Below are 26382 nucleotides of genomic sequence, written 5' to 3'. Positions count from 1 at the left end.
GCTTTCGGCAGAAGTTTTTTGCCGGTCATGGATAATGATACACTTGTGGGAACCCTTTCAAACAGGGATTTTTCCAATGCTTTGGGTCAGCTTTTGGGAACCTATGAGGGGTTGCACAGTGCTTCCATTGAGATAAGCGGTAATTCAAGGGACAGCATCAGAAAAATCCTGGAAGATATTTTTGCCATGGGGCTTGAAATAAAGGGGTTATTTACCTTGAAAGACCCGGATTCCGGCAAAAAAAGGCTTATCTTAAGGTTTCAGGCCAAATGTTTTAAAAGAATTGTCTCGTTAATTAAAGAAAAAGGATATAATTTGATAGAAGTTGTCAAACACGAACAATAAATAGTTTTTAACCGACAAACCCAAAGGAGTCATGTATGGCAAAACGATTAATTGTAGGGATAGCCGGGGCAAGTGGTGTGATTTATGGGGTCAGGATGCTGGAAGTCCTTAAAAATCAAGGCATTGAAACCCATCTGATTATTTCAGAGGCTGGAAAACTCAATATCAGGATAGAAACCGATTATGACGTGGATGACGTTCTTGCCATGGCTGATTTCACCTATACCAATAAAGATATTGCCGCATCTGTTGCAAGTGGGTCTTTTTTGACCATGGGCATGGTGGTTGCGCCCTGTACGGTTAAGACTTTGTCCGGAATCGCCAATTCCTATAATGAGAATCTCTTGATACGGGCCGCAGATGTTCAACTCAAGGAAAAACGCAAAGTTGCGCTGCTGTTCAGAGAGACCCCTTTGCATAAAGGACATTTAAGGCTTTTAACCCAGGCTGCGGACATGGGAGCCCATATTATCCCGCCGGTTCCGGCATTTTATCATCATCCCAAAACCATTGATGATATTATCAATCAATCCGTGGGAAAAGTTTTGGATTACATTGGTATCGAACATGATCTGTTTCAACGCTGGGATAATTCAGAACTGGATAAACTTATGAACAAATCTGCAGCCGGTAAAAACAAGAACACTTGTGACAAAAAGATGGTTGCCATAAAATAAAAAAGATATCAGGAGCAATAGAACCTGAACATACAGATAAAATTTATGATGAAGAAATAATCAAATGATTCAACATCCAAAATGTAGGATCACAGTTATAAAAAGATCGCTTAACCGGGATATTATTGACGCCTATGTGAAAGAAGAAATGAAAAGAATTAGTTTGTGCAGCAAGTTCAAGGAAGGGGACCAATTTTTGGTATATTCTGAATTTGACATGCCGGATAAATTTTGTCACTGGGCCTGGGCGGATATCAGACATGATATCATGGCCGTTGTCAACAGTGTCCGATTTCCCTGGTTCAAGGAAAAGGCAATGACCATATCCGGTTGTACTGACTGGCTTAAGCCGGTTCTGTTTAAAATTGAAAAATTATAGGAGCGAACCGCCATGTTTGAAGACCGGCAATTTGAACTTATACTGTTCGATCTTGAAGGCACTTTGGTGAATTTTCAATGGCACCTGAAGGATGCGGCAATAAAGCTCCTTCAGGTTCTGTCCAATGCCGGCATTGATCCTGCCCGATACGGAGAGTCTCCGGGGTATGCCGGTCTTTACAATACTACCAGGGATATTACGGATGACTGGGATATTCAAGAGACTGAGCAATTGTTTGGGCAACTTGCCATGATTTATGATTTTTATGATCTGGATGCTTTGAGCAGATGGACCCCATACCCGGACGTACGGCCTGTACTGGAAAAGCTTTCAGTCTGCAAGTATCGTATGGGCGTGGTGAGCAACTGCGGGTATTATGCCGCAGAGACCGTCCTGGAACGTTTCGATCTGGCCGGATATTTTGAACTGGTTGTGTCAAGAAACGATGTTTTGTATTTAAAACCTTTTCCTGACGGATTGAATCTGGCCATAGAGAAGCTTTGCATGCCCGCTGACAAAACTCTGTTTGTCGGTGATTCGATCAACGATATTCTGGCTGCAAATAAAGTTCCCGTAACATCATGTTTTCTATCCGGCGGAGAAAGCCGGGTTACCGGTGAGGACAGTCTCACGGCAGATTTCCGGATATCGTCTTTTTCAGGGCTTGCCGATATCCTGGTCCACTGATTTGGTTTGTTCCAGATCCAGCATGCCCATTAAAATGTTTTCACAGGTCATGGGAAGGGTTCTCAAGTAAATCCCGGCGGCATTATGGATGGCGTGGGCAATGGCCGGTGACGGAGTGTTGATGACCACTTCCCCGATTGATTTGGCACCAAATGGGCCTGTTGCTTCATAGCTGCTTTCAAATTCAACCCGAATTTTTCCCACGTCCTGGCGGGAGGGTATTTTATATTGCATAAAAGAACTGGTGATCATTTTCCCTTTTGTGTTGCAGGCAATATCCTCATACAAGGCCATGCCGATTCCCTGGACAATGCCGCCTTCCGCCTGTATCCTGGCAAGGTTCGGGTTTATGGGGGTGCCGCAGTCAATCACTCCCACATAATCCACCACCTTTGTTTCCCCGGTTTCAAGATCCATTTCAATTTCCGCAAACCCTGCCATGAACGGCGGCGGAGAGACAGGGCTTGAATGGGATGCCCCGGCTGTAAGGCTGGTGTGATTGCTGACTGCTGTTTTTTGCGCCAGATCATCAAGGGTAATTATAGCTTGATCATTGAATATCTTGTTTCCGTCAAACTCCAGAGTTTCTGCCGTGGTTTTCAGCAAAGCGGCCGCCCTGGAAACAATTTTTTTCTTGAGTTTTTCACAGGCTTTAACCACTGCCGTGCCGGTCAAATATGTGGTGCTGGAAGCATAGGACCCGGTATCATATGGGGAGTGATCCGTGTCGACTTGGCTGACAATGATTTGTTCCATGGGGCATCCAAGGCATTGGGCAGCCATCTGAGCTAAGATGGTATCACATCCGGTACCCATGTCTGCGGCACCGATCATCAAGGTGTAAAATCCATCATCCTGAAGCCGGATCTGAGCCGATGCAGTATCAATATTGGCGATCCCGGAACCCTGCATGGTGATGGCGGCTCCCACTGCCCGGACTTTTGTGCTGCTGATTTTTCGGCACGGGTATTTTGTATGCCACCCGATCATTTCCCTGCCTTTTTTGATACAGGCTTCAAGAGCGCAGGAGTTGAGGGGTTCGCCATAATAGGCGCTCAGAGTATCTCCTTTGCGTAACAGGTTCTTCAACCTGAGATCCAGGGGGTCCATGTCAAGTTCGTCCGCCAGTTCGTTTATGGCTGACTCAAGGGCAAAGGTTCCCTGGGTGGCGCCGTATCCTCTGAAGGCTCCTGCGGGCAGGGTGTTGGTATACACCACCTGGTAGCTGAACTTAAATGCCCGGGCCCGGTTGTACAGCGCCATGGTCTTGTGGCCGGACAGGTTGACGGTTGTGGGGGCATGCTCCCCGTAGGCACCTGTATTGGAAAGGGTGTCGATGTGAATGGCCAGGATGTTGCCGTGGCGGTCCGCTCCCGCCCTTACCCGGATGATCATTTCGTGGCGGCTGGTGGAGGCGGTAAAAGATTCATGCCGGTCAAACACCATTTTGGCGGGTTTGCCGGTTTTTAATGTTACAATGGCCGGGAAAAGTTCGCTTATAACGGTCTGCTTGGCGCCAAACCCTCCACCGATTCGGGGTTTGATCACCCGGATCTTTGCTTTTGGGATGTCCAGAGCTTTTGCCGTAATCCTCCTGACATGGAAAGGAATCTGGGTTGATGTGACAAGGGTCAGTCGTCCGGCATGATCCAGGTATGAATAGGTTCTGAAGGTTTCCATCATGGCCTGGCTATTAGGCTTAGTATGATAGACACGGTCCACAACGCAATCACACCGGGCAAATTCTGTTTCCACATCTGATATTTCAAATCCGCCTGCACAGCACAGGTTTCTTTTTCTATCATTGCCGATGTCAACATTCACATGATAGTTTTTTTCCGGGTGTATTATACTTTCATTGTCCAGGGCCTGTTTTAGATCAATCACCGGCTCAAACTGTTTATATGAAACCTTGATGGATTTTAAAGCCCGGTTTACGGTCTTTTCATCTGTGCCGGCCACTATGGCTACAGGATCACCCACATACCGGACTGTTTTATCCAGGATCAGGCGGTCATAGGGGCTGGGTTCGGGATAGGACTGGCCTGCCGTGGTAAATCGTTTGCCCGGCACATCCTGCCAGGTGAGGATACAGTCTATTCCTTCCGTTTCCCGGGCTTTTTGTACATCAATGTCCAGAATTTCGGCAAAGGCATGGGGGCTTCTCAATACTTTGACCACCAGGCAGTTTTCCGGTGCCAGGTCATCTGTGTAAACGGGTTTGCCCGTTACCAGGGCAGCTGCATCAATTTTCTCAACCCCTTTGTTAACATATTTCATCGGCTTCTCCTTTTCTTTGCCCTTGTGATTGAAGGTAGGCTTCAACAGCTCTTAACTGCCCTTCATATCCTGAGCAGCGGCAAAGGTTCCCGGAAAGATATTGCAGAATGTCTTGCCTTGAAGGATTTTCAAGTTCGTTTTTCATTGCCAGGACATTCATGATCAGACCGGGAACACAAAATCCGCATTGTTCAACACCCTGGGCCGCCATGAACCGTCCGAATTCCAAGGCCTGGTCTTCCAGTCCCTCCAAGGTGGTCACCTGTCTGCCGTTTACCCTGGCGGCAAGGACAGCACAGGACAATACGGATACACTGTCCACCCATACGGTACACAGACCGCAATTGGCCGTATCACATCCGCATTTTACGCTTTTGAATCCCAGGCTTCTTACAAAATCAATGAGAAGAAGATCCGGGGCAATATCCCGGGTGAATTTTCTGTTATTGACGTGACATGTTATCTGCATATGGCTTGAACTCCTCTTTTAACCAAAATTTTTGCCAGAATTTCCCGGTAGGCTTTGCTTCCCCGCAGGTCATTTCCAAACGATAATTCTTTGACAACGGCATCACAGGCAGAGTTTATCTGTGCGTCATCAGGATGCCGGGACAATAACCCGGCTGATATTTGTGCCTGTCGGGCTTTGTCTGGTCTTGCACCCAGGGAAAGCCTCCATTGTTCGTTGCACCTGCCTGCGGCAACACAAAGAATCGGAAAATCAGTGGCACTCAGCCGTTGGCTCTGGTAACATGTTTCCCATGCCTGTTTTTTAATGCAAACCTTTACCAGGATATCTTTTTTTCGGGGCATCAGCAGAAATTCAGACAGGGGAACAATCCCTCCATGATACAAGTGGATATGGGTGTCCGGGATCATCAGGGCGGTTAATACATCTGAGAATCCAAATCGTGAATATACACTGCCGCCAATGGTTGCACAGTTTCTAAACTGGATGCCGACGATATGTCCCAATGCGTTTGAAAAAAGAGAACCAAACCATTTGTGAAGCAGGGGGCTTGTCTCCGCCTGCCTGAGACTTGTCATGCATCCGATATCAATGCTTTCATCATTTTCAACGATCTTGTTCAGTCCCAGTCCGGACAGATCAATGCCGGTGTGATAGGTCTTTTTGCCCATTTTCATCCAGAGCAGTCCGCCCAAGATTACATTGTTTTTATCCTGCATCAGCAGATCATGGCCTTGTTCAAGGCTTTGAACCGATACATATTTTTTTAGTTCAAACATAATGATGCCTCTTCTTTAAAAAAATGAATTAAATTGCGGCCGGGCATGATGCGACCGTGGATCGGCTTGGAATAATGGCATGGGTGCAGGGAAAACAGCTATGAGCAGACCCTGTTGCGTCCGCTGCTTTTGGCCTTGTAGAGCATATCATCGGCCACTTTGATAAGGGTTTCAGGTGTGTGACTGCTGTACATCGGGGTTTGAATGGAGCTTATGCCTATGCTCACGGTTACATGATCGGCCACTTTTGATTCCACATGAGCAATATCCAGGGCTTCTACCTGTTGTCTCATGTTTTTGGCAACAATTTGAGCCCCTTCAATATTCGTGTCGGGTAAAACAGCTGCAAATTCTTCTCCACCGTATCGGGCCACAATATCCATGGGGCGTTTGGTTGCTGAAGACAACGCCGATGCCACTCGTTTTAAACAGGTGTCTCCTGAGGCATGCCCGTAGGTATCGTTAAATAGTTTAAAATAATCAATATCCACCATGATAATGGATAAGGCAGTTCCGTTTCTTTGAGCCTGCTTCCATTCTTTTTCATAGGCATTATCAAAACATCTGCGGTTGGGGATTCCAGTCAGCCCATCCAGTGATGAAAGTTTTTCCAGGCGGTCATTTAGTTCATTAAGATCATTTTGCATGATGTCGGACATTTTAACAAGGCGTCTGGTCTGCTTTAGTAATTTGTTGTAGTGTTTTACCATCAGCTTATATTCCGGCAGCATGCAGTTGTCGGAATAGGTTTCATCTTGAATCAGTTGCCTGGCTTGGGTAAGAATATTGATTTCCCTTTGAAACAGGTCACTAAAACTCATATCGTTTGGCCGCTGTTCAAAACAACCAGATTAAACGGCAGGGTTTCCAAGTCTTCTTGAAATTCTTCTCCGCATTCTTCCGCAGTTTCATTTTCTTCCATATAGATCCAGTTGACCTTGATTTTTTTACCATTATCATAGGCTTCTTCAAGCATATCGAAAAAATTCATCAACGCTTTGGAACTGCTGCTGTTGAAATAGCTGATGTTTAAATTAACTGTTAAAACAGGAGTGTCCAGTTTTTTTGTTTCAGTGTTCAGCCATTCAAAAACAGGTGAAAAAAATTTAACTGCGTTTTCCGGATAGCATTCGCCTGTAATTTCCAGGGTATTGGATTCAATGTTATATTTCACAAAAGGAGATGATTTGGTAGCCTCAATATATAATGTATCCATATGGTTCTCCTTATATTACAGCTTTGATTGAAATAAAATCATGTTGTTTGTCAGTGCTGCCGGTCAGTGTATATTCAATGGGACGACTTGCTTTACGGGCGGTTTCAATCATTCCAAGGCCGGCACCTTTTCCGCCTTTGCGACGTTCAAGTTTGCGCTGCTCCTTGTAAAATATTTTAAGTTCGTTTTTGTCCATTCCTTTTAATTTGTCCAGCAGATCAACAATACGCCGGGTATCATCTTTATGAATATAATTACCGCTTGAAATATAAAATTTATCCTTGCCATCTCTGCCGACAACGATGATTCCATAACTTAGACATCCTTCTGTTTCTTGCTGGTCGCTGTCATCCTTTTCAGCAGAATAGTGGACAACATTCTGCATCTGTTCCACAAAGATTGAGAAAACATGCCTGGAGGCGGTTTGTGTCATGGCCTCCAGTTCCATCTTTTGTCTCAAGGCATCTCCTATGCCTTCAACAACACTCTGGGATGTCGGGCCGCTGAAGCAAAAAATAATTCCTTCTTTTTTCATGGTCTGATAAAATGGAAACATATCATTGATCATGTGTGAACTCCTTATTTATAAGTTAAGCCGATAACAGTAATGTCATCCCTTTGTTCCTCATTTCCCTGATATTGAGTTAGAATTTTTTCAAGGGCTTTTTTCTGGTCTGAGAAGCCGGATTGATGATGCTCGGAAATGAATTTGAGAAATCGCCGTCTGCCAAAAGGAAGGCCATGTGTTCCACCGGCCTGGCCAATTAAACCGTCCGTGGTCATGTAAAGCTGTTTTCCCCTGTTCAGTTTAATTTTGTGTTCCTTAAAGTCAAATTTAATGTTTGAAGATTTATATCCAATACTTTGCTTGTCTCCCTTTATCTGTTGTATGCCGGTCTCTTCTTGAACAAAAAGGCTTATATTGGCTCCGGCAAATGTGAGTATATCCGTAGCAGTATCCACATAGCAAAGGGCAATGTCCAGGCCGTCATCTGATTTTGCATCCTTGGAATGCTGACCCAATGAAAATTGGATGATCCTGTTAAGTTCTTTGAGGATCGCTCCAGGACTTGCCGGACCCAGTTCCTGGACGACATGGTGGATTGCCATGCTTGCAATCATGGTCATGATAGCTCCTGGAACTCCATGGCCGGTACAGTCGATAATCGCAAAAACAAAACCGTTTCTATTGCGTTTCAACCAGAAGATGTCTCCACCAATGATATCCTTGGGTCGCCACAGTATAAAAATATCTGAAATTTCTTTTGGTTTGGAATCAGGTTGCGGTAAAATTGCCTTCTGAATAGTTCTGGCATACCGGATACTTTCCATGACCTGGCTGTTTGCATATTCCAGTTCTTTGTAGTTTTCAGCCAGTTCCCGGGTTTTTTCTTTGACTTTTTGATCAAGAACTTCAACGTGATTGTCCAGTTTTTCCACCATTGCATCGAATTCACGGGCCAAAATACCGATCTCATCATTGCTGACAATGCCGCTTCTGATTTTTAAATCACCGCCTTGGATTTTTAAAACCGTTTTTGATAATTTTTCAATGGGATTGATAAATTTTTTCAAACAATAACTTCCAATGAACAATGAAAACAATAGGATTATTATGGTGATAAATACGATTCTGGAAGTCAGGAAGCGCGATTGACTGTAAAGTTCATCCGTGTAAACAGAGCTTGCAATATACCATTTAAAATAGCTGTTATATCTAACCCAACTGATTTTTTCATATGCATAATTTCCGGGATCTTCAGGGTGATCCCAGGGGTATTCCAGGTAAACTCCTTCAATGTCGGCTTTTTCCATAAGTTCTTTTAAGATTGGTCTGCCTGTTCTGGGATTGCACAACTCGTTGAGTTTGGCAGTAGTAAGTTTTTCATTGGGGTGAATAATCAAGTGCATATCAGAATCAAAAATATACATATACCCTGATTTTCCTATGGTAACTTCTTGCATGACCTCCCGAAGATCATTAACCAGTTTTTTTTTCTGCCGGTCAATTTCCTGTAAAATGTCATCCATATAAACACCAGTGCCATAAACCCAGTTCCAGGGAGGGAACAGGGTGGAATAGGTCAGTTTTTCCGAAGGGGAATTCTTTTCCAGGCGGTTCCACCAATAAGATGTAAAGCCCTCGCCGTTTTTTCGGGCAATATCAACCATGGGCGGGACAATAAGATGCCCATAAACATCTGTGATTTTAGAGAAATCAGCATTATGAAGTTTTGGATCAGGATGAGAAATCAGCACGGAATTAAAATCTGATATCCACATATAGTCCTTATTACCATAGCGTATGGACTTCATCTGTTTGATTGCACGCTGTTTGGCTTCGGGTTCGGATATTTCGCCAGCTTTTGCAGCCGAATATTGATTTTTAATGATATATCCGGCAGCAGAGGTAATATCCTTCATTTGACGTTTGCGTGCCGTGAGGGCAAAGTTTTTGTAAGATTTTATTTCCTTATGCTTGATTTCAACAAGATTATACACATGATCAAGCAAGGCTGTGGCATGGTTTTCCGCCATTTTATAGGTAATTTCCCGGGTAAGGGGGATCGTGTACAGGGCAATGGACATGGAACTGATTAGAATAATAACCAAAATCAGTAATGTTGCTTTGAACCAGAGTCTGGATTGAATCATCAGTAGAATCCTTGGGTATGGTATGTCAAGTGCCGGTTCGTTAATTACTTAAAAAGTAAACAGATATCTATTGAAATAATGAAATTCTGTCAAGATTAAATTTATCAAATACAATCCAGTGGGGTCAGGTTGAGACGTTTGATGATTCAGCAGAATAAAAGTTGATCAGAATAGTGATATGGTGTATAAACAACCATTTGTGCTCAATTGAAAGATAATATCTTTGACAGCAGGACCTTGTCGGGTCTGGAAGGGAAGTTTAACGCATGAGCAGGATGATGGATACGGCAACAACTAAGATAGGGGTTGTGGGTGCCGGAAGCTGGGGGACAGCCCTTGCAAAATTGCTTGCAGATAAAGGATTTGTTCTGGACCTCTGGGTGTTTGAACAGGAAGTAAGGGAACAGATTGAAACAGACAGGGAAAACAAGGTATTTCTTCCAGATATAAAACTGCCGGATAATATCATTCCAACCAATGATCTTGACATCGCTGTAAAAGATAAAAATCTTGTACTTGTGGTGGTTCCGTCTCATTGCATGCGGGATGTTGCAGGCAGGATAAAGGAGTTTATAAGCCCTGGGACCATTGTTGTGACTGCATCCAAGGGAATTGAGAATAAAACTCACCTGACCATGACTCAGATTCTTGAGGAAAAAATTGATTTTCTTTCCAAAGAGAATCTTGCCGTGCTGTCAGGACCAAGTTTTGCAAAAGAAGTTGCCAGTAAAGTGCCTACGGTTGTGGCTGCCGCTTCAATCAGCCGTGATACTGCTGAATATGTCCAGAAAATATTTTCCTGTCCCACTTTCAGGGTCTATATTAATGACGACCCTATAGGCACCCAGATCGGCGGTGCCGTGAAAAATGTGCTGGCAATTGCCGCCGGTATCTGTGACGGTATGAACATGGGGCTTAATCCAAGGGCTGCCTTGATTACCCGGGGGCTTACCGAGATGAACCGGCTGGGAACAAAACTGGGGGCTGATCCGTTGACACTTTCCGGGCTTGCCGGTGTAGGGGATTTGTTGTTAACCTGTACTGGTGATTTGAGCCGTAACTATACCGTGGGCAAGCAGATCGGAGAAGGCAAAAAACTCGATGAGATTATTTCCGAAATGAGAATGGTGGCAGAAGGGGTTAAAACAACCCGGTCCGTATACAACCTGTCAAAGAAACTGGGGATTGATCTTCCCATCTGCAATGAAGTTTATTCCGTCCTTTTTGAAGGCCGTTCCGTCGAAGAGACGGTTGAACGTCTGATGAACCGCTCTTTAAAACATGAACTGGACGGGGTTGTGGACGGTTGATTGTTAAGCATCCATCCGTTTGAAGGTCTCCAGGCAGCTTTAGCTTATCTAAATGCTGCCTGGGAGGCGCGTTCGTTCACTTAAAAAATTAATGTTCGCGTATTGATTTGTCCACGCTTTTGGGAACTCCTTCATATGGAGTCCATTTGTTTGTGCCGTATGTATCTTTTCCCCTCATGTTTTTAAGAATCTCAATACTGGTTTTATACCCTTTGTACATTCTGCACATATCCATGGCCATGCCGCAAATTAATGCAACGGCCTGGGCAAGGTTGATATCGTTAAAGGAAAATTCCCATGGGGTTTTTGTATAAATACGAAGCGCACCAATGATTTTATCGTGGCTGATAATGGGAACTCCTAATAAAGAAGCTATCCCTTCTTTTTTTGCCTCCTCGGGATATTCGATTCTCGGATCATCCATTACATCATAAATGGCAATGGGAATGGCATCTTTTGCTTCCCTGATGGTCTGCATAAAATGGATCGGTCCCTTGGTCAGGTATTCTGTACTCAATCCGGACGATGCAACAAGACCAAGTTCGCGAGTCTCCCGGTTGACAAGAAATACTGAGCAGCCTTTGGCATTGAATGCTGTTTTTACACTTTCTGCAGTTGTCAACGCCACATCTTCCGGGTCCTTGCACTGGGAAATGGCGGTGGTTAAACGGGTGATTGTGTCATACTGCATGGTATGATTTTCCATAACGGTCTCCTCTTATTTTGGATTATAAAATAACAGGGCCCTGATGAATATAAGGGTGCCTGATAAACAAAAGCCGGTGCATTGAAAAATAAGCGCAAAAACAAAAGAGAGGGGGAAACAAATAAACATTTCAGAGGATAGCAAATTAATAAAGAAGAACGGAGTGGTCTATAAGATTTCTAAACTATATAACAATCAAAAAAAATCGTCAAAGGCTTTTAAAATTTCATCACACACCTGACTGGCACCGCCTTGGTGTGTTTTGATGAATTCTTGTGCCAGGTGTCTGCTGTCTGATTTGAGAGTTGTGGTTTCAAGGGCTTTAAGGATGGTTTCAGCCACGGCTTTCCAATGGTTTTTTTTGATGACAATTCCTTGTTTGAAGATCTCCTCTGTTACCCAGGTAAAATTATCATAATACGGGCCGGTAACAGTGACTGCACCATGCATGGCTGGTTCAAGGAAATTTTGTCCGCCCAGGGGTTTCAGGCTACCGCCGACAAAGACAACCGATGCATAGCTATAGGCGGTTTTCAGTTCTCCAAAGGTATCCCATAAAATAATGCTCGGTTTGGCTGGAAAATCGGTTATCCCTGACCTTAAGCAAAATTTTAAACAAGATGATGTCAAGTGCCGTTTCCATGCATCTATCCTGTGCATATGACGTGGAAAGATAGCTATGACCTGGTTGGGAAAGGCCTTTAAAATTGTTTTTATAATAAGGATACCCTCTTTTTCTTCCTGTTTTCTGATTGATGCAAGGATGGTCAGGGGCATGGTTTGGGGAAAAATGTTTTTTATACGTTTTTGAGTGGCGGAATCAAGGATATCCGTATCAATGGATTCGAACTTGATGTTGGACATGGTTTTAATTTTTGTTGTTTCAAAGATTTGGGCGTATCTTTCGGCATCTTGTTTGGAGGTTGACAGGATCACATCCGGGGATAGGTGTTTCCATAAAATTTTTGTTTTCCGGTAATGGGTATAGCTTTTTTGGGAAAGCCGTGCATTGATGATAAAAATTTTTGTTTTGTTTTGTTTCATGTAATAGAGCAGTGCGGGCCAGATTTCGGTTTCAAGCAATACCATGATACAGGGATTTATTTTTTTTACAGCTTTTCTGATGGTGTCGGGCATATCAAATGGAAACCATTCGATTTTCAGATCAATACATGAACTGATTGTCTCCCGGGTTAACCTGGTTTTTAAAATATCAATACCCTGGGATGTTGTTGAGGTTGCCAAAACCGTCAAGGGTGCCCAGGGGGTAAGTTTTTTGATGATTTGGACGGCAAGGTAGGCTTCGCCTGCGGAAGCGGCTTGAATCCAGATGTCTGCCCTTGAGTGGTGGAACGAGGTGACCCGTTTTTGGAATCCCTGCTTCATGCGATTGTTTTTTGCAAGAAAAGGAAGGCACATGTTCCAGAGCATATTGTAAAGTTTAAAAAAATTGAGTATAAAGGCATTCTTTGTCATGGGGCGTATGCTCTCATGTTTTTTTAATATTAACAATACCCCTTTTAATTTAATTTGGTGTATTAAATAAGGTTTATGAAAAAGAAAAACTCTAAATTCACCAAATCAAGGCGGAAAGAAATTATTTCACTGGTTTTTGTCTACTGGAAAAGGCTTCTGCTGGCAGCTTTCTGTATGGTCATTGTGGCTGTTGCCAACGGTGCCATGGCTTTTCTGGTTAAACCGGTGATGGACGATATCTTTATCAGTCAAAATCGGGATATGCTTTTGTTCATCCCGGGGCTTGCCATCCTGGTTTTTTTTTTAAAAGGCGCGGGTTCCTATGGGTCGGAATATTTTATGAATTATATCGGGGAAAATATCATTCGATTTTTCAGGGATTCATTGTATGAAAAGATCACCGACCTTCCCATTTCTTTTATTCACAAGGAAAAAACAGGGGCATTGATGTCCCGCATTACAAATGATGTGAACATCGTTAAAGGCATGGTTTCTACGGCTGTGATCAACTTATTCAGGGATTCTTTCTCGGTGATTGCCTTTTTGTTTGTTATTTTTTACCGGGACTGGCAACTGGCATTGGGAGCATTTATCGTTTTGCCCCTGGCCTTTTATCCTATTGTTTTGTTTGGCCGCAGGGTTAGAAAATTTTCCACCGGTACCCAGGAAACCATGGCGGATTTGAACTCATTTTTGCATGAAACTTTTACCGGCAGCAAGATTATCAAGATTTTTAATCTTCAAGTTTTTGAAAAGAGCAGGTTTAAAGAAAAAACTCAGGAACTTTTCAGGCTTGAGATGAAAAAAATTGTTGCCAAAGCCTTGTCTTCTCCAGTTATGGAGTTTTTAGGAGGGCTTGGTATTGCGTTTATTATCTGGTTTGGCGGTATTCGGGTGATTAACGGCACTTCAACCCCTGGAACTTTTTTTTCTTTTCTTACAGCTGTGATGATGCTGTATGATCCGGTGAAAAAATTGTCCAAGCTGAACAATACTATTCAGGAAGGGGTGGCCTCGGCCACAAGGATATTTGATGTGTTGGAAGAATCATCTGCTATCACGGAAAAAGAAAATCCTGAAATTCTTGAAGGCAGCACTTTTGACGTTGAGTTTGATCATGTTGGTTTTTCCTATAACGAAAACGAAGCACCTGCGTTAAATGATATAAATTTAAAGGTGGCACCTGGTGAGGTTCTGGCCCTTGTGGGAATGAGCGGAGGCGGAAAAACCAGCCTTGTCAATTTGGTTCCGCGGCTGTATGATGTCACAACGGGTTCGGTATTTATTGCGGGAAAAAATGTAAAAGATCTTTCAATCAAGTCATTGCGGGATCATATTTCCATTGTGACCCAGGAACCAATCCTGTTTAATGAATCTGTAAAAGATAATATCAGGTACGGCAAAATGGATGCTACGGACCTTGAAATCGAAAACGCTGCAAAAGCAGCCTTTGCCTATGATTTTATTCAAGGGTTTCCAAGGGGGTTTGATACTGTCATAGGTGAGCTTGGCTCCCGGCTTTCCGGCGGAGAAAAACAGCGGATTTGTATTGCACGGGCCCTTATCAAGGATGCCCCGATCCTTATTTTGGATGAAGCCACTTCCGCACTGGATTCAGAGGCTGAACGAGTGGTGCAAAAGGCCTTGGAAAATTTGATGAGGGGCCGAACATCATTTGTGATTGCTCACAGGCTGTCCACCATTAACTATGCCTCAAGGGTTATTTTGTTGAAAAACGGGGCTATAAAAGAACAAGGCACTCATGATAATTTGATGGCCCTTAAAGGGGACTATTTTAAACTTCAAACCATGCAGGCTGCTAAAGGGTTGGAAAATTAAAGGAGAATATAATGGCTGTTTCCAGAGAATTGTTGGAAATATTGGTTTGCCCCAAATGCAAGGGTGAGATCCAGTTGAATGATAAAGAAGACGGGCTTATCTGTTATGCATGCAAGCTTTTATACGAAATAAAAGATGATATACCCATCATGCTCATTGATGAAGCAAAGCCGCTGTAAAGGATGAGTATTCCCAAAACTCCAGACCCGGCAAAACTGGTTGTCGGCTGTATCATGAACGATAAAGCATCTGTTGAGACGCTTTATCCAATGTTTGAGAAGGCATTCGGACCTGTGGACATGATCAGCCGCTGGCTTGATTTTGATTATACCGACTATTATTATAAAGAAATGGGATCTCCTTTGTTTCGAAAGGTTTTTGTGTTTAAACAATTGATTGCCCAGGATGACCTGGCCCTGATCAAAGAAAAAACCAATAAAATTGAAACCCGGTTTACAAGTTCCGGGCGGCGGGCAGTGAATATTGATCCGGGATATCTTGTTTCTTCGCGGTTTATCCTGGCCACGGGAAAGGAATATTCCCACAGGATATATATCGGTCGGAAAATTTATGCAGACTTGACCTTGATGTATTCGAAAAAAGAGGGTTTTAAAACCCTGGACTGGACCTATCCGGATTATGCATCAAAAAGCATGATTTTATTTTTATCAAAGGTCAGGGATAAATATCTGCTGGATTTAAAAGCAGACAAAGGAAAAAAAAATGATTAAAAGCATGACCGCTTTTTCCCAGGGTTCACATACATTTGGAACCATCACGGCCGATGTTACAATCCGGTCATATAATTCACGACATCTTGATATCGCATTTTATTGCCCGGAATCCTGCCAGGTGTTTGAAGATAATATCAAAAAAATTATTGCCAAAACCCATGACCGGGGAAGAATTGAGATTCGGCTGTCTGTTCAAGATGATGCCCAGGACCTGGATCAGTTTGAGGTGGACGGGGCCAAAGCCATATCCTATTACCAGGCGTTAAAAAAAATACAACACGATTTGAATCTTTCGGGTGATATCTCTGTGGACAATATTTTGACTGCCCGTAATGTGATTGTCCCTTCTAAAAAGGAGCAGGATTCAGAAAATCTGTGGAATGCGATAGAACCGTCCGTGGAAACGGCCAGTAGTCATCTTGAAATTATGCGTAAAACAGAAGGAGAAAATCTTCTTTTGGATTTAACCGCACGAATGGATTATATTGAAAAAAATTTAGCATTGATTGAAGCAGATGCCGCTACAATTCCACCGATTTATAAGCAACGTCTTATGGATAGAGTCTCTTATCTTACCTCTGATACGGAAGGGCTGGACCCGGTCCGTATCGCCCAAGAGGCAGCCATTTTAGCCGATAAGAGTGACGTATCAGAAGAGATTGTTCGGCTTTACAGTCATATCAAGCAGTTCAGGGACATTCTGGATTCAGAGGAAGCAGGTGGCAGAAAACTCAATTTTTTAATCCAGGAATTTAACAGGGAATTTAACACCATCGGCTCAAAGGCTGGAAATGCGTCCTTGTCCCATAAAGTGGTTGATCTGAAATCAGAGCTTGAAAAGATCAGGGAACAAGTACAGAATATTGAATAACTGCAATGGATAGACCTGACCATTTTTTACAACTTTTACAACAATCTGCTCACACGGGTTTTTCCACAGCAAAAACTTAAAGTATTTGTTTTAAGTTTTGAAGGTTTTTTTATACAAATATTTAAATATAAAGGTTAAACAATGGAGCCGCTTCTTTTAAATATCGGGTTTGGAAATACGATTGTGGCGGATAAAATCGTTGCAATTTTATCTCCCAACTCCTCTCCCATGAAACGGGTCAAGGATGAAGCCAAAGAGGAAAAACGCCTGATTGACGTGACTCATGGCAGAAAAACCAGGGCAATTATTATTATGGAAAGCAATCATGTTATTTTGTCCTCAATTCAGCCAGAGACCGTTTCCCAGCGGTTCGAATCCCTGGTAAAAAAGGAAGAAGAATAGAATCATGACGTGTATTGGAAAACTTTTTGTCATCTCCGCTCCATCAGGAGCCGGGAAAACCACATTGATCAGGCAGGTATTAAACCGGTTTAACTGTCTTTCTTATTCCGTGTCTCATACTACCCGGAATCCAAGAAAAAATGAACAGGACGGACGTGATTATTTTTTTATCAGTACAGAGGCATTTGAACAAAAAATTGATCAGGGCGACTTGCTTGAATGGGCAAAGGTTCATGATAATTATTACGGCACAGCCAGGGAAGTTGTCAAAAAGACTCTGGACAAGGGCTTAAGTCTTCTTCTGGATATTGATGTTCAGGGTGCAGGACAGATTATGGCATCAGACCTGGACCCGGTGACCATATTTATTATGCCGCCTTCCTTTGAAATTTTATCTCAGCGTCTTGAGTGCAGGGGAACGGATTCCAAAAACGTGATTGCCAGACGCCTTGAAAATGCAAAGTTTGAGATGGCTCAAAAGGACCGGTATCAACATGTGGTAATTAATGATGATCTTGATAAAGCCATAGAAGCCCTTTGCTTGATTTTTGAAAAAGAGATGGCTTGAAATATGAAAGATAAAACTGATATTTTGTTTGGATTTCATTCCGTTTATGAGGCTTTAAAGGCTGGAAAAAGAAAAATTTATTCCATACTGATTTCAAAAAAAAGATCTCAGGGCAGAACACAAAAGATTGAGGCTCTTGCCCGAGAAAAAAATATTCCTGTTGAAGCGGTTGAACCTGAACTTCTTGACAAGATGACCCTTTTTTCAAAGCATCAGGGTATGGTTGCCAAAACTTCTTTTTTCCCTGTCAAAAAAGCCACAGAAGTGGTTACCAAAATTAGCAAAAACAATGAATCCTGTTTTATCCTGATCCTGGAAAATATTGAGGATCCCCATAACCTAGGGGCGTTGATAAGAACCGCACTGTGTGCAGGCGTCGATCATATCCTGATTCCCAAAGACCGGTCTTCCGGGCCGTCCTCAACTGTTTCCCGAAGTTCTGCCGGTGCAATGGAGCATGCCGATATTTATATGATCACCAATACCGCAGCCATTTTAAGAACCTTGAAAGAAAACAACGTATGGGTATTCGGTCTTGATGCCGGCGGGGATAAGTCTTTGTTTGGTGCTGATATGACCGGAAATATCGCCTTGGTTATCGGTGGTGAACACAAAGGGATCAGGCCGCTTGTAAAAAAAGAGTGCGATTTTTTATTGTCCATTCCCAATAAAGGAAATATAAATTCCCTGAACGCTTCTGTTGCAGGCGGTATTGCCATGTTTGAAGCACTTCGCCAGCGAACCTGAAACTCAATAAAACAAGGAACAGGTAATATGTTTAAAATTTTCAAGGCCTGTTGCAAGACCTGTTTCAAGGTCAGTGACAAGATCTGTTCCAGAGCATATTACATATCAGTTGTAAAAAAAAGCATTCGGCTTTTTGGGCAGCTGCTGTATCCGTTAAAGTGTTTAAAATGTGGCGCTTATATTGATTCGGATGAGCTTGACCCGTATTCAATGGAGACCTGTTTTTGTGATCAGTGTATGGCAGCGGGATTTTACCCCATGGAAACACCTTTTTGTATTAAATGCGGGGTTAAATTTCCTTGGATTTTTGATGAAAATTGTCTGTGTCAAGACTGTTTAAAAAATCCTTTAATGCTTGAACAGGTAAGGGCGGTGGCAGAATATAAAGGCATTATAAAAGATGCGGTTCCGCTTTTTAAATATCATTCAAAACTGGCGGTTTCAAAAGTGTTTGAACATCTGATGTTTCAGGCTTTTTTGCGGTATTATGAATCTGCTGGTGTTGATTTGATCATGCCGGTGCCGCTGCATAAAAAAAAGCTGAAACAAAGAGGATTTAACCAGGCATTTTTTTTGATTCGAAATTTTGTAAAACAGTATCGGCAAAATTTTGATTGCCTTCCGTCATGGAAGATTGATACAAATTCGCTTGTCAGGTTCAAGCAGACACCGTCACAGACAGAACTTGATATGGAACAACGCAAAATAAATTTGAAAAATGCATTTAAGGTTGTTGCTCCAGCGACTATTGATAAAAAACATATCCTGTTAATAGATGATGTGTTTACAACTGGTGCAACCTGCAATGAAGCCGCAAAGGAATTGTTGAACCACGGGGCCGGAAAAGTGACGGCACTGGTGCTTGCCCGAACCTGATTCCAAGAAACACCGACAAAATAACAGCAATGACATACCTATCCCCTGCCTTGAAAGAAAAGTCCAAAAGGATTGAAAAAAGTAAGTGGTAACGATATCTTTGGAATTTTCCACAATCTTTTTGAACTTGTCAGTCTTAAAGAGGGACTAATGACGGTAAACCATGGGGCGGTCTTCAGCATCAATGTCAATGGCAATGGTATCGCCGGTTTTAAATCCAAGACGCAAGAAATCCTTGACCACCTGATCGTGGCGGTCAATGTTCCAGTATGCCGACCATAGGGGATTACGAACAGAGTCAATGCCATATGCGTCATGACTGCACAGGTTGAGTCTGAATTTATCTTTTGCAATCAATGTGTCTGCTTCAGACAGAAAAATATCAATCTTGTAAATGTTGTTGTGCAGGGCTTTTGACAGGGTGTTTTGAAGATCCGGCAAATCATCCAGATAGTGGTTGGCGATCTGGTAAAGTTCTCCTGTGTCCTGTATGGAAAATCCAATAACCGCAAATCGCTGGTGCCTCAGGGCAAAGGATTCAAGTTCCTTTTCATATGCCTTTATGCCGGCGAGGATGTCGTTGATATCAGGCTTTGGACCTTTGTTTACCTGAACAAGATTTTCGCATTGACTGATTATATTGATATAAAAGGCCTTGTTATCCATTATATAAACCGGCCGCTCTCTGTAATTTTTTCGTTTTCGCATGCGTCTGACACCATCAAGCATGATCGAGCGTTCGCTCTCTTTTTCTTCCAAGGTTTCAATATTTGAAATGTCTTTGGCCTGAACAACATGGATTTCTCCATCAGTTGAGACAATATATTCGATCTCGCAACTGAACCCCAGGTTTTTTTGTATGTCTATTGAAAGCTGCAAAAGCTTTCGGTCGTGGGGCACCTTGGTGATGTAAGGTTCCCGTTGGACTTTGCGATCACGATCCCTGCAGTAACCAAATTCCCAGTGATTAACGATCATTTTTGCCATCACGCTGGATCCGTTGATAAAGGGCATTACAATGACACCCATTTCATTGATATTGATATCCGGTGCATGGTTAAATATCTGTTGTCTCCGTATGGAAAGTCGTTTCGACGTTTCTGCTATTTTAATCATCCTCTTTCTTGCATATTTTATTCCGGCAATATCCGCATATGTTTCAAGAGAATCAAAGGTGCCGCCCTTATAATTTGATTCCAGGGGGTGAGCGCTTCTTGCAATAACTTTATAGCTTTCACGGTGGTTGTCTAAAAAAGAATTCAGTTGTGTAAAATCTTCGCTGTTGAATTTGTCTGCGGGCACATAAATAAAATCCGGGACATTAAATCCATTTTTGCGGAGCTTGTCTAGTAATTTTGCTTTTTCAGGTATAGTGTTTTTCATATTTAGTCTGGGCTTTTACAACAGAGGTTATTTTTTTGATAAATAAAACCGACCTTTTTTATAAAATCAGCCGATCATTCAGTTGACTCTTTTTAGTTAGCATATGTCAAAAACAAAAGCAATACTTGCGTTTGCCATTTTGCAATAGTCTTCACCCCGTCGCATATCTCATTGCATTAAATTGAAATGATGGGCAAAATACTGTGGAAGTAAAAAAGGTTTTCAAGCGAACGCTGAAAATCTTTGTTTTTTAAGTGGCTGGGTGATAAGGATTCGAACCTTAATTGACGGAGTCAGAGTCCGTAGTCCTGCCGTTGGACGATCACCCAGCAAATTTAATGTTGGGTTTATATATACCAAGCTTGTTGCTTAGTCAAGAATTATCTTGGGGATTGGTTTGTTAAAATTAGGTGGAAATGGTATATATGACAACAGGTGTTCCGTGTGTTTCCATAATAACATAATATTGGGGAGGTAAAGATGGCCGTTACAGTATTGATCAAAAGAAAAGTCGTGCCTGAAAACGAAAGCCTGCTGATAGAGTTATACCGGGAAATGAGAGGTAGTGCGTTAAATCAGGAAGGCTATATCGGGGCTGAGACCTTAAAACGGGTAGACCAGACAGGGGAGTTTCTCATCGTCAGCAAGTGGCGGCATATTGATGACTGGTCAAAATGGCTTGTCAGCAAAGAAAGAAGAGCTTATCAGAAACGGATTGATACCCTTACCAATGCTGAAACCAAATTTGAGATTTATGTTCATTAATTCGAGTAAAACCGGTTGCAAAATAAAATCAAGAAAATTGAAAAAAGATTAAAAAGACTGTCTGCTTTTGTTGTGGCGTTTTCAGGCGGTGTTGACAGTACCTTTCTTTTGGCATTGGCAAAAAAAATTGTTCCACAAAAATTGCTTGCCATCACTGTGTCATCACAATTCGTGCCGGAAAGGGAAATTGATTTTGCAAAGCAAATCGCCCGTTCAATAGGTGTTGAACATATCTGTCTTGACGTGGATATTCTTGAAAATAAAGATGTGGTTTGCAATCCGGTTGACCGTTGTTACTATTGCAAAAAGCAAATGTTTTCGCTGATCAAAAAGATGGCTGAAAAGCAGAGCATTGAGTTTTTGCTTCATGGGGTAAACCAGGATGATCTAAAAGAGTTTCGGCCGGGGTTAAAGGCTGCAGGAGAGCTTGGCTTTCTTTCTCCCCTGGCCGATGCAAAGCTTACCAAATCTGATATCAGGCTTTTTTCAAAACACATGGGGCTTGAAACCTGGGACAAGCCTTCTCAATCATGTCTTGCAACGCGGATTCCCTATCATGAACCAATAAAGGCTGGACATCTTATTATGGTGGATAAGGCAGAAGCATTTTTGCAGAATTTGGGATTTGCTCAGGTGCGGGTGAGATATAATGGGAAATCGGCCAGTATTGAAGTTGAACCCGACCTCATAGACAGAATATCAAATGTGCTTATTCGACAGAAGATATCAAAGAAATTTCGAGCCATAGGATTCAAGCAGGCTAATATTGATATTAATGCTTATATGCCGGGAAAGAAGGATTATGAAATGTTCAATGGGCAAATCGGGTCGGATATTTATCTTTAGATTCTACCAGGTCTTTATTTAAAGATTTTAGTGTCGTTTTGGCAAAAAATAAAAAAAAATCTTTGATTTTTGCTTGTTAAGGCTAACGTTGAAGATGATGATATCGTACATGACGAATTTGAAGGATTTGTAAGAAAAAAAAGGGGTTAAAGCTGTATCACTGATTGTTTTGTGAGGGGGGTGGGGGTGCTGATACTGAAAGTGTTCTGGTCGCCTGATAAAAAACCGCAGCCTTAAAATTAAAATACGGACTGCGGCTATGCTTTTACGCAGATAGACATTATATCAATGTCGGGTTATCTTTTCTGGATCTCAAGGTCATTGAAAAAATATCCGATTTCAAAGGCGGCAGTTTCAGGCGCATCAGAACCATGGACAACATTTTTTTCTATGTCTGTTGCATAATCTTTTCTGATGGTGCCTTCTTCTGCTTCTTCAAAATTGGTAGCACCCATGAGTTTTCTGTTTTTTGCAATCACATCTTCTCCTTCAAGAACCATAACAACAATCGGCCCTGAAGTCATGAAATCCGTCAGGCTGCCAAAAAAAGGGCGTTCTTTATGAACAGCATAAAATCCTTGGGCCTGTACTTTTGTGAGCTGAATCATTTTCATAGCAGCAATTTTTATGCCAGCAGTTTCAAACCTTTTAATTACTTCACCAATTACGTTTTTGGCAACCCCATCGGGTTTGATTATTGATAATGTTCTTTCCAAAATCTAAAATCCTTTCAATTATTATTATAAAAATAGGCTTGAAAACTACCACAAAACCGTATTATAGTCAACAAAGGCGAGTGGTGAATTATGGGTAGCGGGTTATGAGAAAAGCAGAACTGATAATTTAATTTTCACTGCTCAAATACTGTTCAAGCACTGCTCAAAACTCATTTTTCCCTATATTTGGTTTTAAATTTATATGAAAATTTTAAGGATTGCGGTTACAGGGTCGGCAGGCTCCGGAAAAAGTCTTGTGTGTCGGCGGTTTAAAGAAATCGGCTTGGTCACTTTGGATTGTGATGTGATTGCAAGGCAGGTTGTTGAGCCTGGGATGCAAGGGTTTACAAAAATAACACAATTGTTTGGTCAAGAAATAGTTTTAAAAGACGGCTCTTTAGACAGACCACGGCTGCGAAATATAATTGTGAATGATCCAAAGATGCGAAAAAAAATGGAGGATATTTTGCATCCCCAAATCATTAAAGAAATGGCTGCCCAGATGAAAAATGCTGCATATACTGATAAAAAAGCGGTTGCAGTTGAAGTGCCGTTGTTGTTTGAATTGGGTATGGAGAAACAATTTGATGTTACAATTGTTGTCACGGCAAATGATCCGGACCTTGTGAAAAGAATTTCAGATAGGGATAAGGTGACATTGAAAGATGCTCAAAAAATGCTTGATCTTCAGATGCCTCAGGAAGAAAAAACGGTCAAGGCGGATTATGTTATCATAAACAAAGGAACAAGCTCCGAACTCTTTGAATCTGTTGATAATCTCTTTGAAGAAATTCAAAAAGAATTCTTGACAACATGAGTTTTTTGCCTTAATAGTTAAATTTTAGGAAACTTAATTTCAACCATCTGTCTGTTTTTTCCATGTCATTTTTGGCTTTCAGACTTCAAAAAGGCGCACTTCAATTACAACTTTTATACAATCTTAGCCTGTAAAAGATAATAAACAAAAATTTGGGAGAGGGAATGAACCTTGTAAAATTAAATAAGATGAAGATTAGTGAGCTTTCAAAGCTTGCTAAGGACTACAAAATCCAGGGGATTGGCGGGCTTAAAAAGCAGGAATTGATATTTGCTTTGCTTCAGGCAAACATTGAAGAAAGCGGTCAGATTTATGGTGAAGGAACACTGGAAATTCTCCCTGATGGTTTTGGTTTTTTAAGGGCTCCCGGATATAACTATCTTCCCGGTCCGGATGATATTTATGTTTCTCCTTCCCAAATAAGGCGGTTTAATTTGAGGACCGGTGATACTATTTCCGGTCAGGTTCGGCAACCTAAAGATTCCGAACGGTATTTTGCATTGTTGAAAGTGGAAGCCGTTAATTTTCAAAATCCAGAACTGGCTGCGGAAACCATTCTTTTTGATAATTTATTGCCTCTTTATCCTGATCGGAAAATGAATCTTGAGGCTGAATCAGATAATTATTCCATGCGTGTGATTGATATGATGTGCCCAATCGGCTTTGGTCAGCGCGGATTGATTGTATCACCGCCAAAAGCTGGAAAGACAATGTTGCTGCAGAATATTGCCAACAGCATGATCAAGGCCCATAAAGATATCATTCCGATGATTGTGCTGATTGATGAACGCCCGGAAGAAGTTACGGATATGGCACGTTCCGTTGATGCGGAAGTCGTCAGTTCAACCTTTGATGAACCTTCGGAACGACATGTTCAGGTGGCGGAGATGGTTATTGAAAAAGCCAAAAGAATTGTAGAGCAGGGCCATGACGTTGTGATTTTGCTTGACAGCATTACAAGGCTTGCCCGGGCATATAACTCAGTAATGCCGCCATCAGGTAAAATTTTGTCCGGCGGTGTTGATTCAAACGCCCTTGACAGGCCCAAAAGATTTTTCGGGGCTGCAAGAAATATCGAAGAAGGCGGCAGTTTGACTATTATCGCAACAGCTTTGGTGGATACCGGCAGTCGTATGGATGAAGTCATATTTGAAGAGTTTAAGGGTACGGGAAACATGGAGCTTGTGTTGGATCGAAAGCTTGCTGATAAAAGAGTTTTTCCTGCCATTGACATGAATAAATCCGGGACGAGAAAAGAAGAATTACTGCTTGATCCAATGGTTTTAAATAGGGTTTGGATTTTAAGAAAATTGTTGTCCAGTTTAAATTCTGTTGACAGTATGCAGTTTTTACTTGAAAAAATGGAAGGAACAAAGGATAATAAAGAGTTTCTTGAATTGATGAATTCATAGAGTGAGAATTAAATGAATGCCTGAAATAAGGCGTGGTAAGGAGTTTAAAGAGAAATGAAAAAAGACATACATCCAAAATACACACAATCAACAGCCTCCTGTGCTTGTGGTGCAAAATTTGAAGTCGGGTCAACAAAAGAAAATATTAAAGTGGAAATTTGTTCCAAGTGTCATCCTTTTTTTACAGGAAAACAAAAGCTGGTTGACTCTGCAGGAAGGATTGACCGCTTTAAAAAGAAATATGCAGGGTTTGACGTTACAAAACTTATTTAGCATATCCTGATAATCTGCAATCAAAAAGGGGACTTGATAAAAAGTACCCCTTTTGATTTTTTAAAACCCTTTGAGTTTTTAAAATTATGATAGAGAAATTAAGAGGCATAGAAGAAAGGTTTGTTAAACTTGAGCATCTTTTGAGTGATCCGGCCGTTATCAGTGACCAGAAAAAATATCAGGAGTATTTGATAGAACATGGGGAGCTTAATAAGATTGTTCCGTTGTTCAGAGAATATGAAGGGCTTTTGGAAGAACTGAAAGAGGCAAAGGAGCTTTTAAAGGATGATGATTCTGAGATAAGGGCCATGGCAAAAGAAGAAGTTCCGGATCTTGAGGCAAGAATAGGTGCGGCACACTCTCAGATCAATCTTCTTTTGATGCCCAAGGATCCCAGGGACAGTAAAAATGTCATTCTTGAAATTCGGGCTGGAACCGGAGGAGAAGAGGCGGGTATTTTTGCGGGTGACTTGTTCAGAATGTATTCAAGGTATGTTGAATCCAAAAACTGGGCCATGGAAATTATCGAGAAAAATGTCTCCGGTTCGGGCGGGTTCAAAGAAGTTGTCGCTCTGGTGAAGGGTAAAGGTGCTTTCAGCAGTTTTAAATATGAAAGCGGTACTCATCGTGTCCAGCGAGTACCTGAGACGGAAACCCAGGGCCGGGTACATACGTCTGCTGTGACTGTGGCCGTTCTTCCTGAGGCTGAAGATATTGATATTGATATTAATCCTGCCGATCTGAAAGTTGATGTGTTTCGGTCTTCAGGTCCTGGCGGACAGTCGGTCAACACCACGGATTCTGCGGTGAGGATTACCCATCTGCCTACTGGTGTGGTGGCCACCTGTCAGGATGAGAAATCCCAACACAAAAATAAGGTCAAGGCCATGAATGTTCTCAAGTCCCGCATTCTTGATGCCAAGGTAAGAGAAGAAGAGGGTAAGCGGGCGGCTGATAGAAAAGGACAAGTCGGTTCAGGTGATCGCAGCGGCAGGATAAGAACCTATAATTTTCCTCAGGGCAGGATGACAGACCATAGAATAGGTCTGACGCTTTATAAATTGGACAGCATTATGGAAGGCAGTATTCAGGAAATTATTGATGAACTTAAAACACACAATCAGGCACAGGCATTAAAGGAAATTGTCTAAAAC

29 protein-coding genes, 1 tRNA gene and 1 pseudogene are annotated in these 26382 nt (G+C 42.1%); 19 read left to right on the top strand and 12 right to left on the bottom strand.

Features of this window, described 5'->3' with window-relative positions:
- The 4 genes and pseudogenes from BLT94_RS10860 to BLT94_RS10845 form a co-directional block, all read left to right on the top strand.
- Positions 1 to 345 (top strand): annotated as a pseudogene (locus tag BLT94_RS10860) (CBS domain-containing protein); the annotation flags it as partial.
- 35 nt (positions 346 to 380) lie between these two features.
- The gene (locus tag BLT94_RS10855) at positions 381 to 1022 is read left to right on the top strand and encodes a UbiX family flavin prenyltransferase (RefSeq protein ID WP_092233835.1); all 642 of its coding nucleotides are present in this window, start codon (positions 381 to 383) and stop codon (positions 1020 to 1022) included.
- A 64-nt stretch (positions 1023 to 1086) separates the two neighbouring features.
- Positions 1087 to 1401, top strand: a complete 315-nt coding sequence (locus BLT94_RS10850; protein ID WP_041279379.1) for a TIGR04076 family protein — start codon at positions 1087 to 1089, stop codon at positions 1399 to 1401.
- 12 nt (positions 1402 to 1413) lie between these two features.
- Positions 1414 to 2088, top strand: a complete 675-nt coding sequence (locus tag BLT94_RS10845) for an HAD family hydrolase (RefSeq protein ID WP_092233832.1) — start codon at positions 1414 to 1416, stop codon at positions 2086 to 2088.
- On the opposite strand, the gene BLT94_RS10840 is transcribed toward BLT94_RS10845, so the two are convergent.
- The 7 genes from BLT94_RS10840 to BLT94_RS10810 form a co-directional block, all read right to left on the bottom strand.
- Positions 2059 to 4368: a xanthine dehydrogenase family protein molybdopterin-binding subunit gene (locus BLT94_RS10840; RefSeq protein ID WP_092233829.1), complete on the bottom strand. Its 2310-nt coding sequence runs from the start codon at positions 4366 to 4368 to the stop codon at positions 2059 to 2061. The genes BLT94_RS10845 and BLT94_RS10840 overlap by 30 nt on opposite strands.
- The gene (locus tag BLT94_RS10835) at positions 4355 to 4837 is read right to left on the bottom strand and encodes a (2Fe-2S)-binding protein (RefSeq protein ID WP_092233826.1); all 483 of its coding nucleotides are present in this window, start codon (positions 4835 to 4837) and stop codon (positions 4355 to 4357) included. The genes BLT94_RS10840 and BLT94_RS10835 overlap by 14 nt, the downstream gene beginning before the upstream one ends.
- Positions 4828 to 5616: an FAD binding domain-containing protein gene (locus BLT94_RS10830; RefSeq protein WP_092233824.1), complete on the bottom strand. Its 789-nt coding sequence runs from the start codon at positions 5614 to 5616 to the stop codon at positions 4828 to 4830. Before BLT94_RS10830 ends, BLT94_RS10835 begins: the two co-directional genes overlap by 10 nt.
- Before the next feature lie 98 nt (positions 5617 to 5714).
- Positions 5715 to 6437 carry a GGDEF domain-containing protein gene (locus BLT94_RS10825; RefSeq protein ID WP_092233822.1) on the bottom strand — a complete coding sequence of 241 codons (723 nt, stop codon included), beginning with the start codon at positions 6435 to 6437 and terminating at the stop codon, positions 5715 to 5717.
- Complete coding sequence (locus tag BLT94_RS10820; RefSeq protein ID WP_092233820.1) at positions 6434 to 6832, bottom strand: DUF1987 domain-containing protein; 399 nt, start codon at positions 6830 to 6832, stop codon at positions 6434 to 6436. The genes BLT94_RS10825 and BLT94_RS10820 overlap by 4 nt, the downstream gene beginning before the upstream one ends.
- A 10-nt stretch (positions 6833 to 6842) precedes the next feature.
- A complete protein-coding gene (locus BLT94_RS10815; RefSeq protein ID WP_092233818.1) occupies positions 6843 to 7400 on the bottom strand; it encodes a SiaB family protein kinase in 558 nt (185 codons plus the stop codon).
- An 11-nt stretch (positions 7401 to 7411) separates the two neighbouring features.
- Positions 7412 to 9487, bottom strand: a complete 2076-nt coding sequence (locus BLT94_RS10810; protein ID WP_092233816.1) for a cache domain-containing protein — start codon at positions 9485 to 9487, stop codon at positions 7412 to 7414.
- Positions 9488 to 9765: 278 nt separating this feature from the next.
- Here BLT94_RS10810 and BLT94_RS10805 point away from each other — a divergent pair, with 278 nt between their 5' ends.
- On the top strand, positions 9766 to 10797 hold the full coding sequence (locus BLT94_RS10805) for an NAD(P)H-dependent glycerol-3-phosphate dehydrogenase (protein WP_092233879.1): 1032 nt from the start codon (positions 9766 to 9768) through the stop codon (positions 10795 to 10797).
- A gap of 88 nt (positions 10798 to 10885) precedes the next feature.
- Here the strand turns inward: BLT94_RS10805 and BLT94_RS10800 are convergent, their stop codons facing one another.
- Positions 10886 to 11503, bottom strand: coding sequence for a GAF domain-containing protein (locus BLT94_RS10800; RefSeq protein ID WP_092233814.1), 618 nt, complete (start codon positions 11501 to 11503; stop codon positions 10886 to 10888).
- A gap of 195 nt (positions 11504 to 11698) precedes the next feature.
- Positions 11699 to 12979, bottom strand: a complete 1281-nt coding sequence (locus BLT94_RS10795) for a 3-deoxy-D-manno-octulosonic acid transferase (RefSeq protein ID WP_092233812.1) — start codon at positions 12977 to 12979, stop codon at positions 11699 to 11701.
- 75 nt (positions 12980 to 13054) lie between these two features.
- On the opposite strand from BLT94_RS10795, the gene BLT94_RS10790 reads away from it, so the two are divergent.
- The 8 genes from BLT94_RS10790 to BLT94_RS10755 all read left to right on the top strand — a co-directional run bounded on the left by BLT94_RS10790 (position 13055) and on the right by BLT94_RS10755 (position 19016).
- A complete protein-coding gene (locus BLT94_RS10790) occupies positions 13055 to 14818 on the top strand; it encodes an ABC transporter ATP-binding protein (RefSeq protein ID WP_092233809.1) in 1764 nt (587 codons plus the stop codon).
- Between the two features lie 11 nt (positions 14819 to 14829).
- The gene (locus tag BLT94_RS10785) at positions 14830 to 14997 is read left to right on the top strand and encodes a Trm112 family protein (RefSeq protein ID WP_092233806.1); all 168 of its coding nucleotides are present in this window, start codon (positions 14830 to 14832) and stop codon (positions 14995 to 14997) included.
- Between the two features lie 3 nt (positions 14998 to 15000).
- The gene (locus BLT94_RS10780; RefSeq protein WP_092233803.1) at positions 15001 to 15549 is read left to right on the top strand and encodes a DUF4416 family protein; all 549 of its coding nucleotides are present in this window, start codon (positions 15001 to 15003) and stop codon (positions 15547 to 15549) included.
- Positions 15542 to 16423, top strand: coding sequence for a YicC/YloC family endoribonuclease (locus BLT94_RS10775; protein WP_092233800.1), 882 nt, complete (start codon positions 15542 to 15544; stop codon positions 16421 to 16423). Before BLT94_RS10780 ends, BLT94_RS10775 begins: the two co-directional genes overlap by 8 nt.
- A gap of 141 nt (positions 16424 to 16564) precedes the next feature.
- Complete coding sequence (locus BLT94_RS10770; protein ID WP_014957125.1) at positions 16565 to 16825, top strand: DUF370 domain-containing protein; 261 nt, start codon at positions 16565 to 16567, stop codon at positions 16823 to 16825.
- 4 nt (positions 16826 to 16829) lie between these two features.
- Positions 16830 to 17393, top strand: coding sequence for a guanylate kinase (gene gmk, locus BLT94_RS10765; protein WP_092233797.1), 564 nt, complete (start codon positions 16830 to 16832; stop codon positions 17391 to 17393).
- Between the two features lie 3 nt (positions 17394 to 17396).
- On the top strand, positions 17397 to 18140 hold the full coding sequence (rlmB, locus tag BLT94_RS10760; RefSeq protein ID WP_092233795.1) for a 23S rRNA (guanosine(2251)-2'-O)-methyltransferase RlmB: 744 nt from the start codon (positions 17397 to 17399) through the stop codon (positions 18138 to 18140).
- A gap of 27 nt (positions 18141 to 18167) precedes the next feature.
- Positions 18168 to 19016 (top strand): ComF family protein, encoded by an 849-nt coding sequence (locus BLT94_RS10755; RefSeq protein WP_092233792.1) that lies wholly within the window; start codon positions 18168 to 18170, stop codon positions 19014 to 19016.
- A 147-nt stretch (positions 19017 to 19163) separates the two neighbouring features.
- Here the strand turns inward: BLT94_RS10755 and BLT94_RS10750 are convergent, their stop codons facing one another.
- Positions 19164 to 20399 carry a hypothetical protein gene (locus BLT94_RS10750; protein ID WP_092233789.1) on the bottom strand — a complete coding sequence of 412 codons (1236 nt, stop codon included), beginning with the start codon at positions 20397 to 20399 and terminating at the stop codon, positions 19164 to 19166.
- Between the two features lie 255 nt (positions 20400 to 20654).
- A tRNA-Gln gene (locus tag BLT94_RS10745) sits at positions 20655 to 20728 on the bottom strand.
- 151 nt (positions 20729 to 20879) lie between these two features.
- Between BLT94_RS10745 and BLT94_RS10740 the strand changes: the two genes are divergently transcribed.
- Complete coding sequence (locus BLT94_RS10740) at positions 20880 to 21164, top strand: antibiotic biosynthesis monooxygenase family protein (RefSeq protein ID WP_014957133.1); 285 nt, start codon at positions 20880 to 20882, stop codon at positions 21162 to 21164.
- A gap of 15 nt (positions 21165 to 21179) precedes the next feature.
- Positions 21180 to 22010, top strand: coding sequence for an ATP-dependent sacrificial sulfur transferase LarE (gene larE, locus BLT94_RS10735; RefSeq protein ID WP_092233786.1), 831 nt, complete (start codon positions 21180 to 21182; stop codon positions 22008 to 22010).
- Positions 22011 to 22306: 296 nt separating this feature from the next.
- Here larE and ndk read toward each other — a convergent pair whose 3' ends face one another.
- Complete coding sequence (gene ndk, locus BLT94_RS10730; RefSeq protein ID WP_014957135.1) at positions 22307 to 22726, bottom strand: nucleoside-diphosphate kinase; 420 nt, start codon at positions 22724 to 22726, stop codon at positions 22307 to 22309.
- Between the two features lie 202 nt (positions 22727 to 22928).
- Here ndk and coaE point away from each other — a divergent pair, with 202 nt between their 5' ends.
- The 4 genes from coaE (at position 22929) to prfA (ending at position 26379) form a co-directional block, all read left to right on the top strand.
- Positions 22929 to 23543, top strand: a complete 615-nt coding sequence (gene coaE, locus BLT94_RS10725; RefSeq protein ID WP_175530325.1) for a dephospho-CoA kinase — start codon at positions 22929 to 22931, stop codon at positions 23541 to 23543.
- A 164-nt stretch (positions 23544 to 23707) separates the two neighbouring features.
- Positions 23708 to 24955, top strand: coding sequence for a transcription termination factor Rho (gene rho / locus BLT94_RS10720; RefSeq protein ID WP_014957137.1), 1248 nt, complete (start codon positions 23708 to 23710; stop codon positions 24953 to 24955).
- 54 nt (positions 24956 to 25009) lie between these two features.
- The gene (gene rpmE, locus BLT94_RS10715; RefSeq protein WP_014957138.1) at positions 25010 to 25228 is read left to right on the top strand and encodes a 50S ribosomal protein L31; all 219 of its coding nucleotides are present in this window, start codon (positions 25010 to 25012) and stop codon (positions 25226 to 25228) included.
- A gap of 86 nt (positions 25229 to 25314) precedes the next feature.
- Entirely contained in the window at positions 25315 to 26379 is a 1065-nt protein-coding gene (gene prfA, locus BLT94_RS10710; RefSeq protein ID WP_014957139.1) for a peptide chain release factor 1, read from the top strand.
- Positions 26380 to 26382: the final 3 nt, after the last annotated feature.

Origin of the sequence: Desulfobacula phenolica, assembly GCF_900105645.1 — a bacterium.
Classification (GTDB): Bacteria; Desulfobacterota; Desulfobacteria; order Desulfobacterales; family Desulfobacteraceae; genus Desulfobacula; species Desulfobacula toluolica.
Note: the sequence above shows the minus strand (reverse complement) of the source record. Positions and strands in the feature narration are given on the sequence as shown.

Bases quoted from the DNA above. Each gene is read 5' to 3' on its own strand.
- BLT94_RS10855 (WP_092233835.1), top strand. From the start codon at position 381: ATGGCAAAACGATTAATTGTAGGGATAGCCGGGGCAAGTGGTGTGATT.
- BLT94_RS10850 (WP_041279379.1), top strand. From the start codon at position 1,087: ATGATTCAACATCCAAAATGTAGGATCACAGTTATAAAAAGATCGCTT.
- BLT94_RS10845 (WP_092233832.1), top strand. From the start codon at position 1,414: ATGTTTGAAGACCGGCAATTTGAACTTATACTGTTCGATCTTGAAGGC.
- BLT94_RS10840 (WP_092233829.1), bottom strand. From the start codon at position 4,368: ATGAAATATGTTAACAAAGGGGTTGAGAAAATTGATGCAGCTGCCCTG.
- BLT94_RS10835 (WP_092233826.1), bottom strand. From the start codon at position 4,837: ATGCAGATAACATGTCACGTCAATAACAGAAAATTCACCCGGGATATT.
- BLT94_RS10830 (WP_092233824.1), bottom strand. From the start codon at position 5,616: ATGTTTGAACTAAAAAAATATGTATCGGTTCAAAGCCTTGAACAAGGC.
- BLT94_RS10825 (WP_092233822.1), bottom strand. From the start codon at position 6,437: ATGAGTTTTAGTGACCTGTTTCAAAGGGAAATCAATATTCTTACCCAA.
- BLT94_RS10820 (WP_092233820.1), bottom strand. From the start codon at position 6,832: ATGGATACATTATATATTGAGGCTACCAAATCATCTCCTTTTGTGAAA.
- BLT94_RS10815 (WP_092233818.1), bottom strand. From the start codon at position 7,400: ATGATCAATGATATGTTTCCATTTTATCAGACCATGAAAAAAGAAGGA.
- BLT94_RS10810 (WP_092233816.1), bottom strand. From the start codon at position 9,487: ATGATTCAATCCAGACTCTGGTTCAAAGCAACATTACTGATTTTGGTT.
- BLT94_RS10805 (WP_092233879.1), top strand. From the start codon at position 9,766: ATGGATACGGCAACAACTAAGATAGGGGTTGTGGGTGCCGGAAGCTGG.
- BLT94_RS10800 (WP_092233814.1), bottom strand. From the start codon at position 11,503: ATGGAAAATCATACCATGCAGTATGACACAATCACCCGTTTAACCACC.
- BLT94_RS10795 (WP_092233812.1), bottom strand. From the start codon at position 12,979: ATGACAAAGAATGCCTTTATACTCAATTTTTTTAAACTTTACAATATG.
- BLT94_RS10790 (WP_092233809.1), top strand. From the start codon at position 13,055: ATGAAAAAGAAAAACTCTAAATTCACCAAATCAAGGCGGAAAGAAATT.
- BLT94_RS10785 (WP_092233806.1), top strand. From the start codon at position 14,830: ATGGCTGTTTCCAGAGAATTGTTGGAAATATTGGTTTGCCCCAAATGC.
- BLT94_RS10780 (WP_092233803.1), top strand. From the start codon at position 15,001: ATGAGTATTCCCAAAACTCCAGACCCGGCAAAACTGGTTGTCGGCTGT.
- BLT94_RS10775 (WP_092233800.1), top strand. From the start codon at position 15,542: ATGATTAAAAGCATGACCGCTTTTTCCCAGGGTTCACATACATTTGGA.
- BLT94_RS10770 (WP_014957125.1), top strand. From the start codon at position 16,565: ATGGAGCCGCTTCTTTTAAATATCGGGTTTGGAAATACGATTGTGGCG.
- gmk (WP_092233797.1), top strand. From the start codon at position 16,830: ATGACGTGTATTGGAAAACTTTTTGTCATCTCCGCTCCATCAGGAGCC.
- rlmB (WP_092233795.1), top strand. From the start codon at position 17,397: ATGAAAGATAAAACTGATATTTTGTTTGGATTTCATTCCGTTTATGAG.
- BLT94_RS10755 (WP_092233792.1), top strand. From the start codon at position 18,168: ATGTTTAAAATTTTCAAGGCCTGTTGCAAGACCTGTTTCAAGGTCAGT.
- BLT94_RS10750 (WP_092233789.1), bottom strand. From the start codon at position 20,399: ATGAAAAACACTATACCTGAAAAAGCAAAATTACTAGACAAGCTCCGC.
- BLT94_RS10740 (WP_014957133.1), top strand. From the start codon at position 20,880: ATGGCCGTTACAGTATTGATCAAAAGAAAAGTCGTGCCTGAAAACGAA.
- coaE (WP_175530325.1), top strand. From the start codon at position 22,929: ATGAAAATTTTAAGGATTGCGGTTACAGGGTCGGCAGGCTCCGGAAAA.
- rho (WP_014957137.1), top strand. From the start codon at position 23,708: ATGAACCTTGTAAAATTAAATAAGATGAAGATTAGTGAGCTTTCAAAG.
- rpmE (WP_014957138.1), top strand. From the start codon at position 25,010: ATGAAAAAAGACATACATCCAAAATACACACAATCAACAGCCTCCTGT.
- prfA (WP_014957139.1), top strand. From the start codon at position 25,315: ATGATAGAGAAATTAAGAGGCATAGAAGAAAGGTTTGTTAAACTTGAG.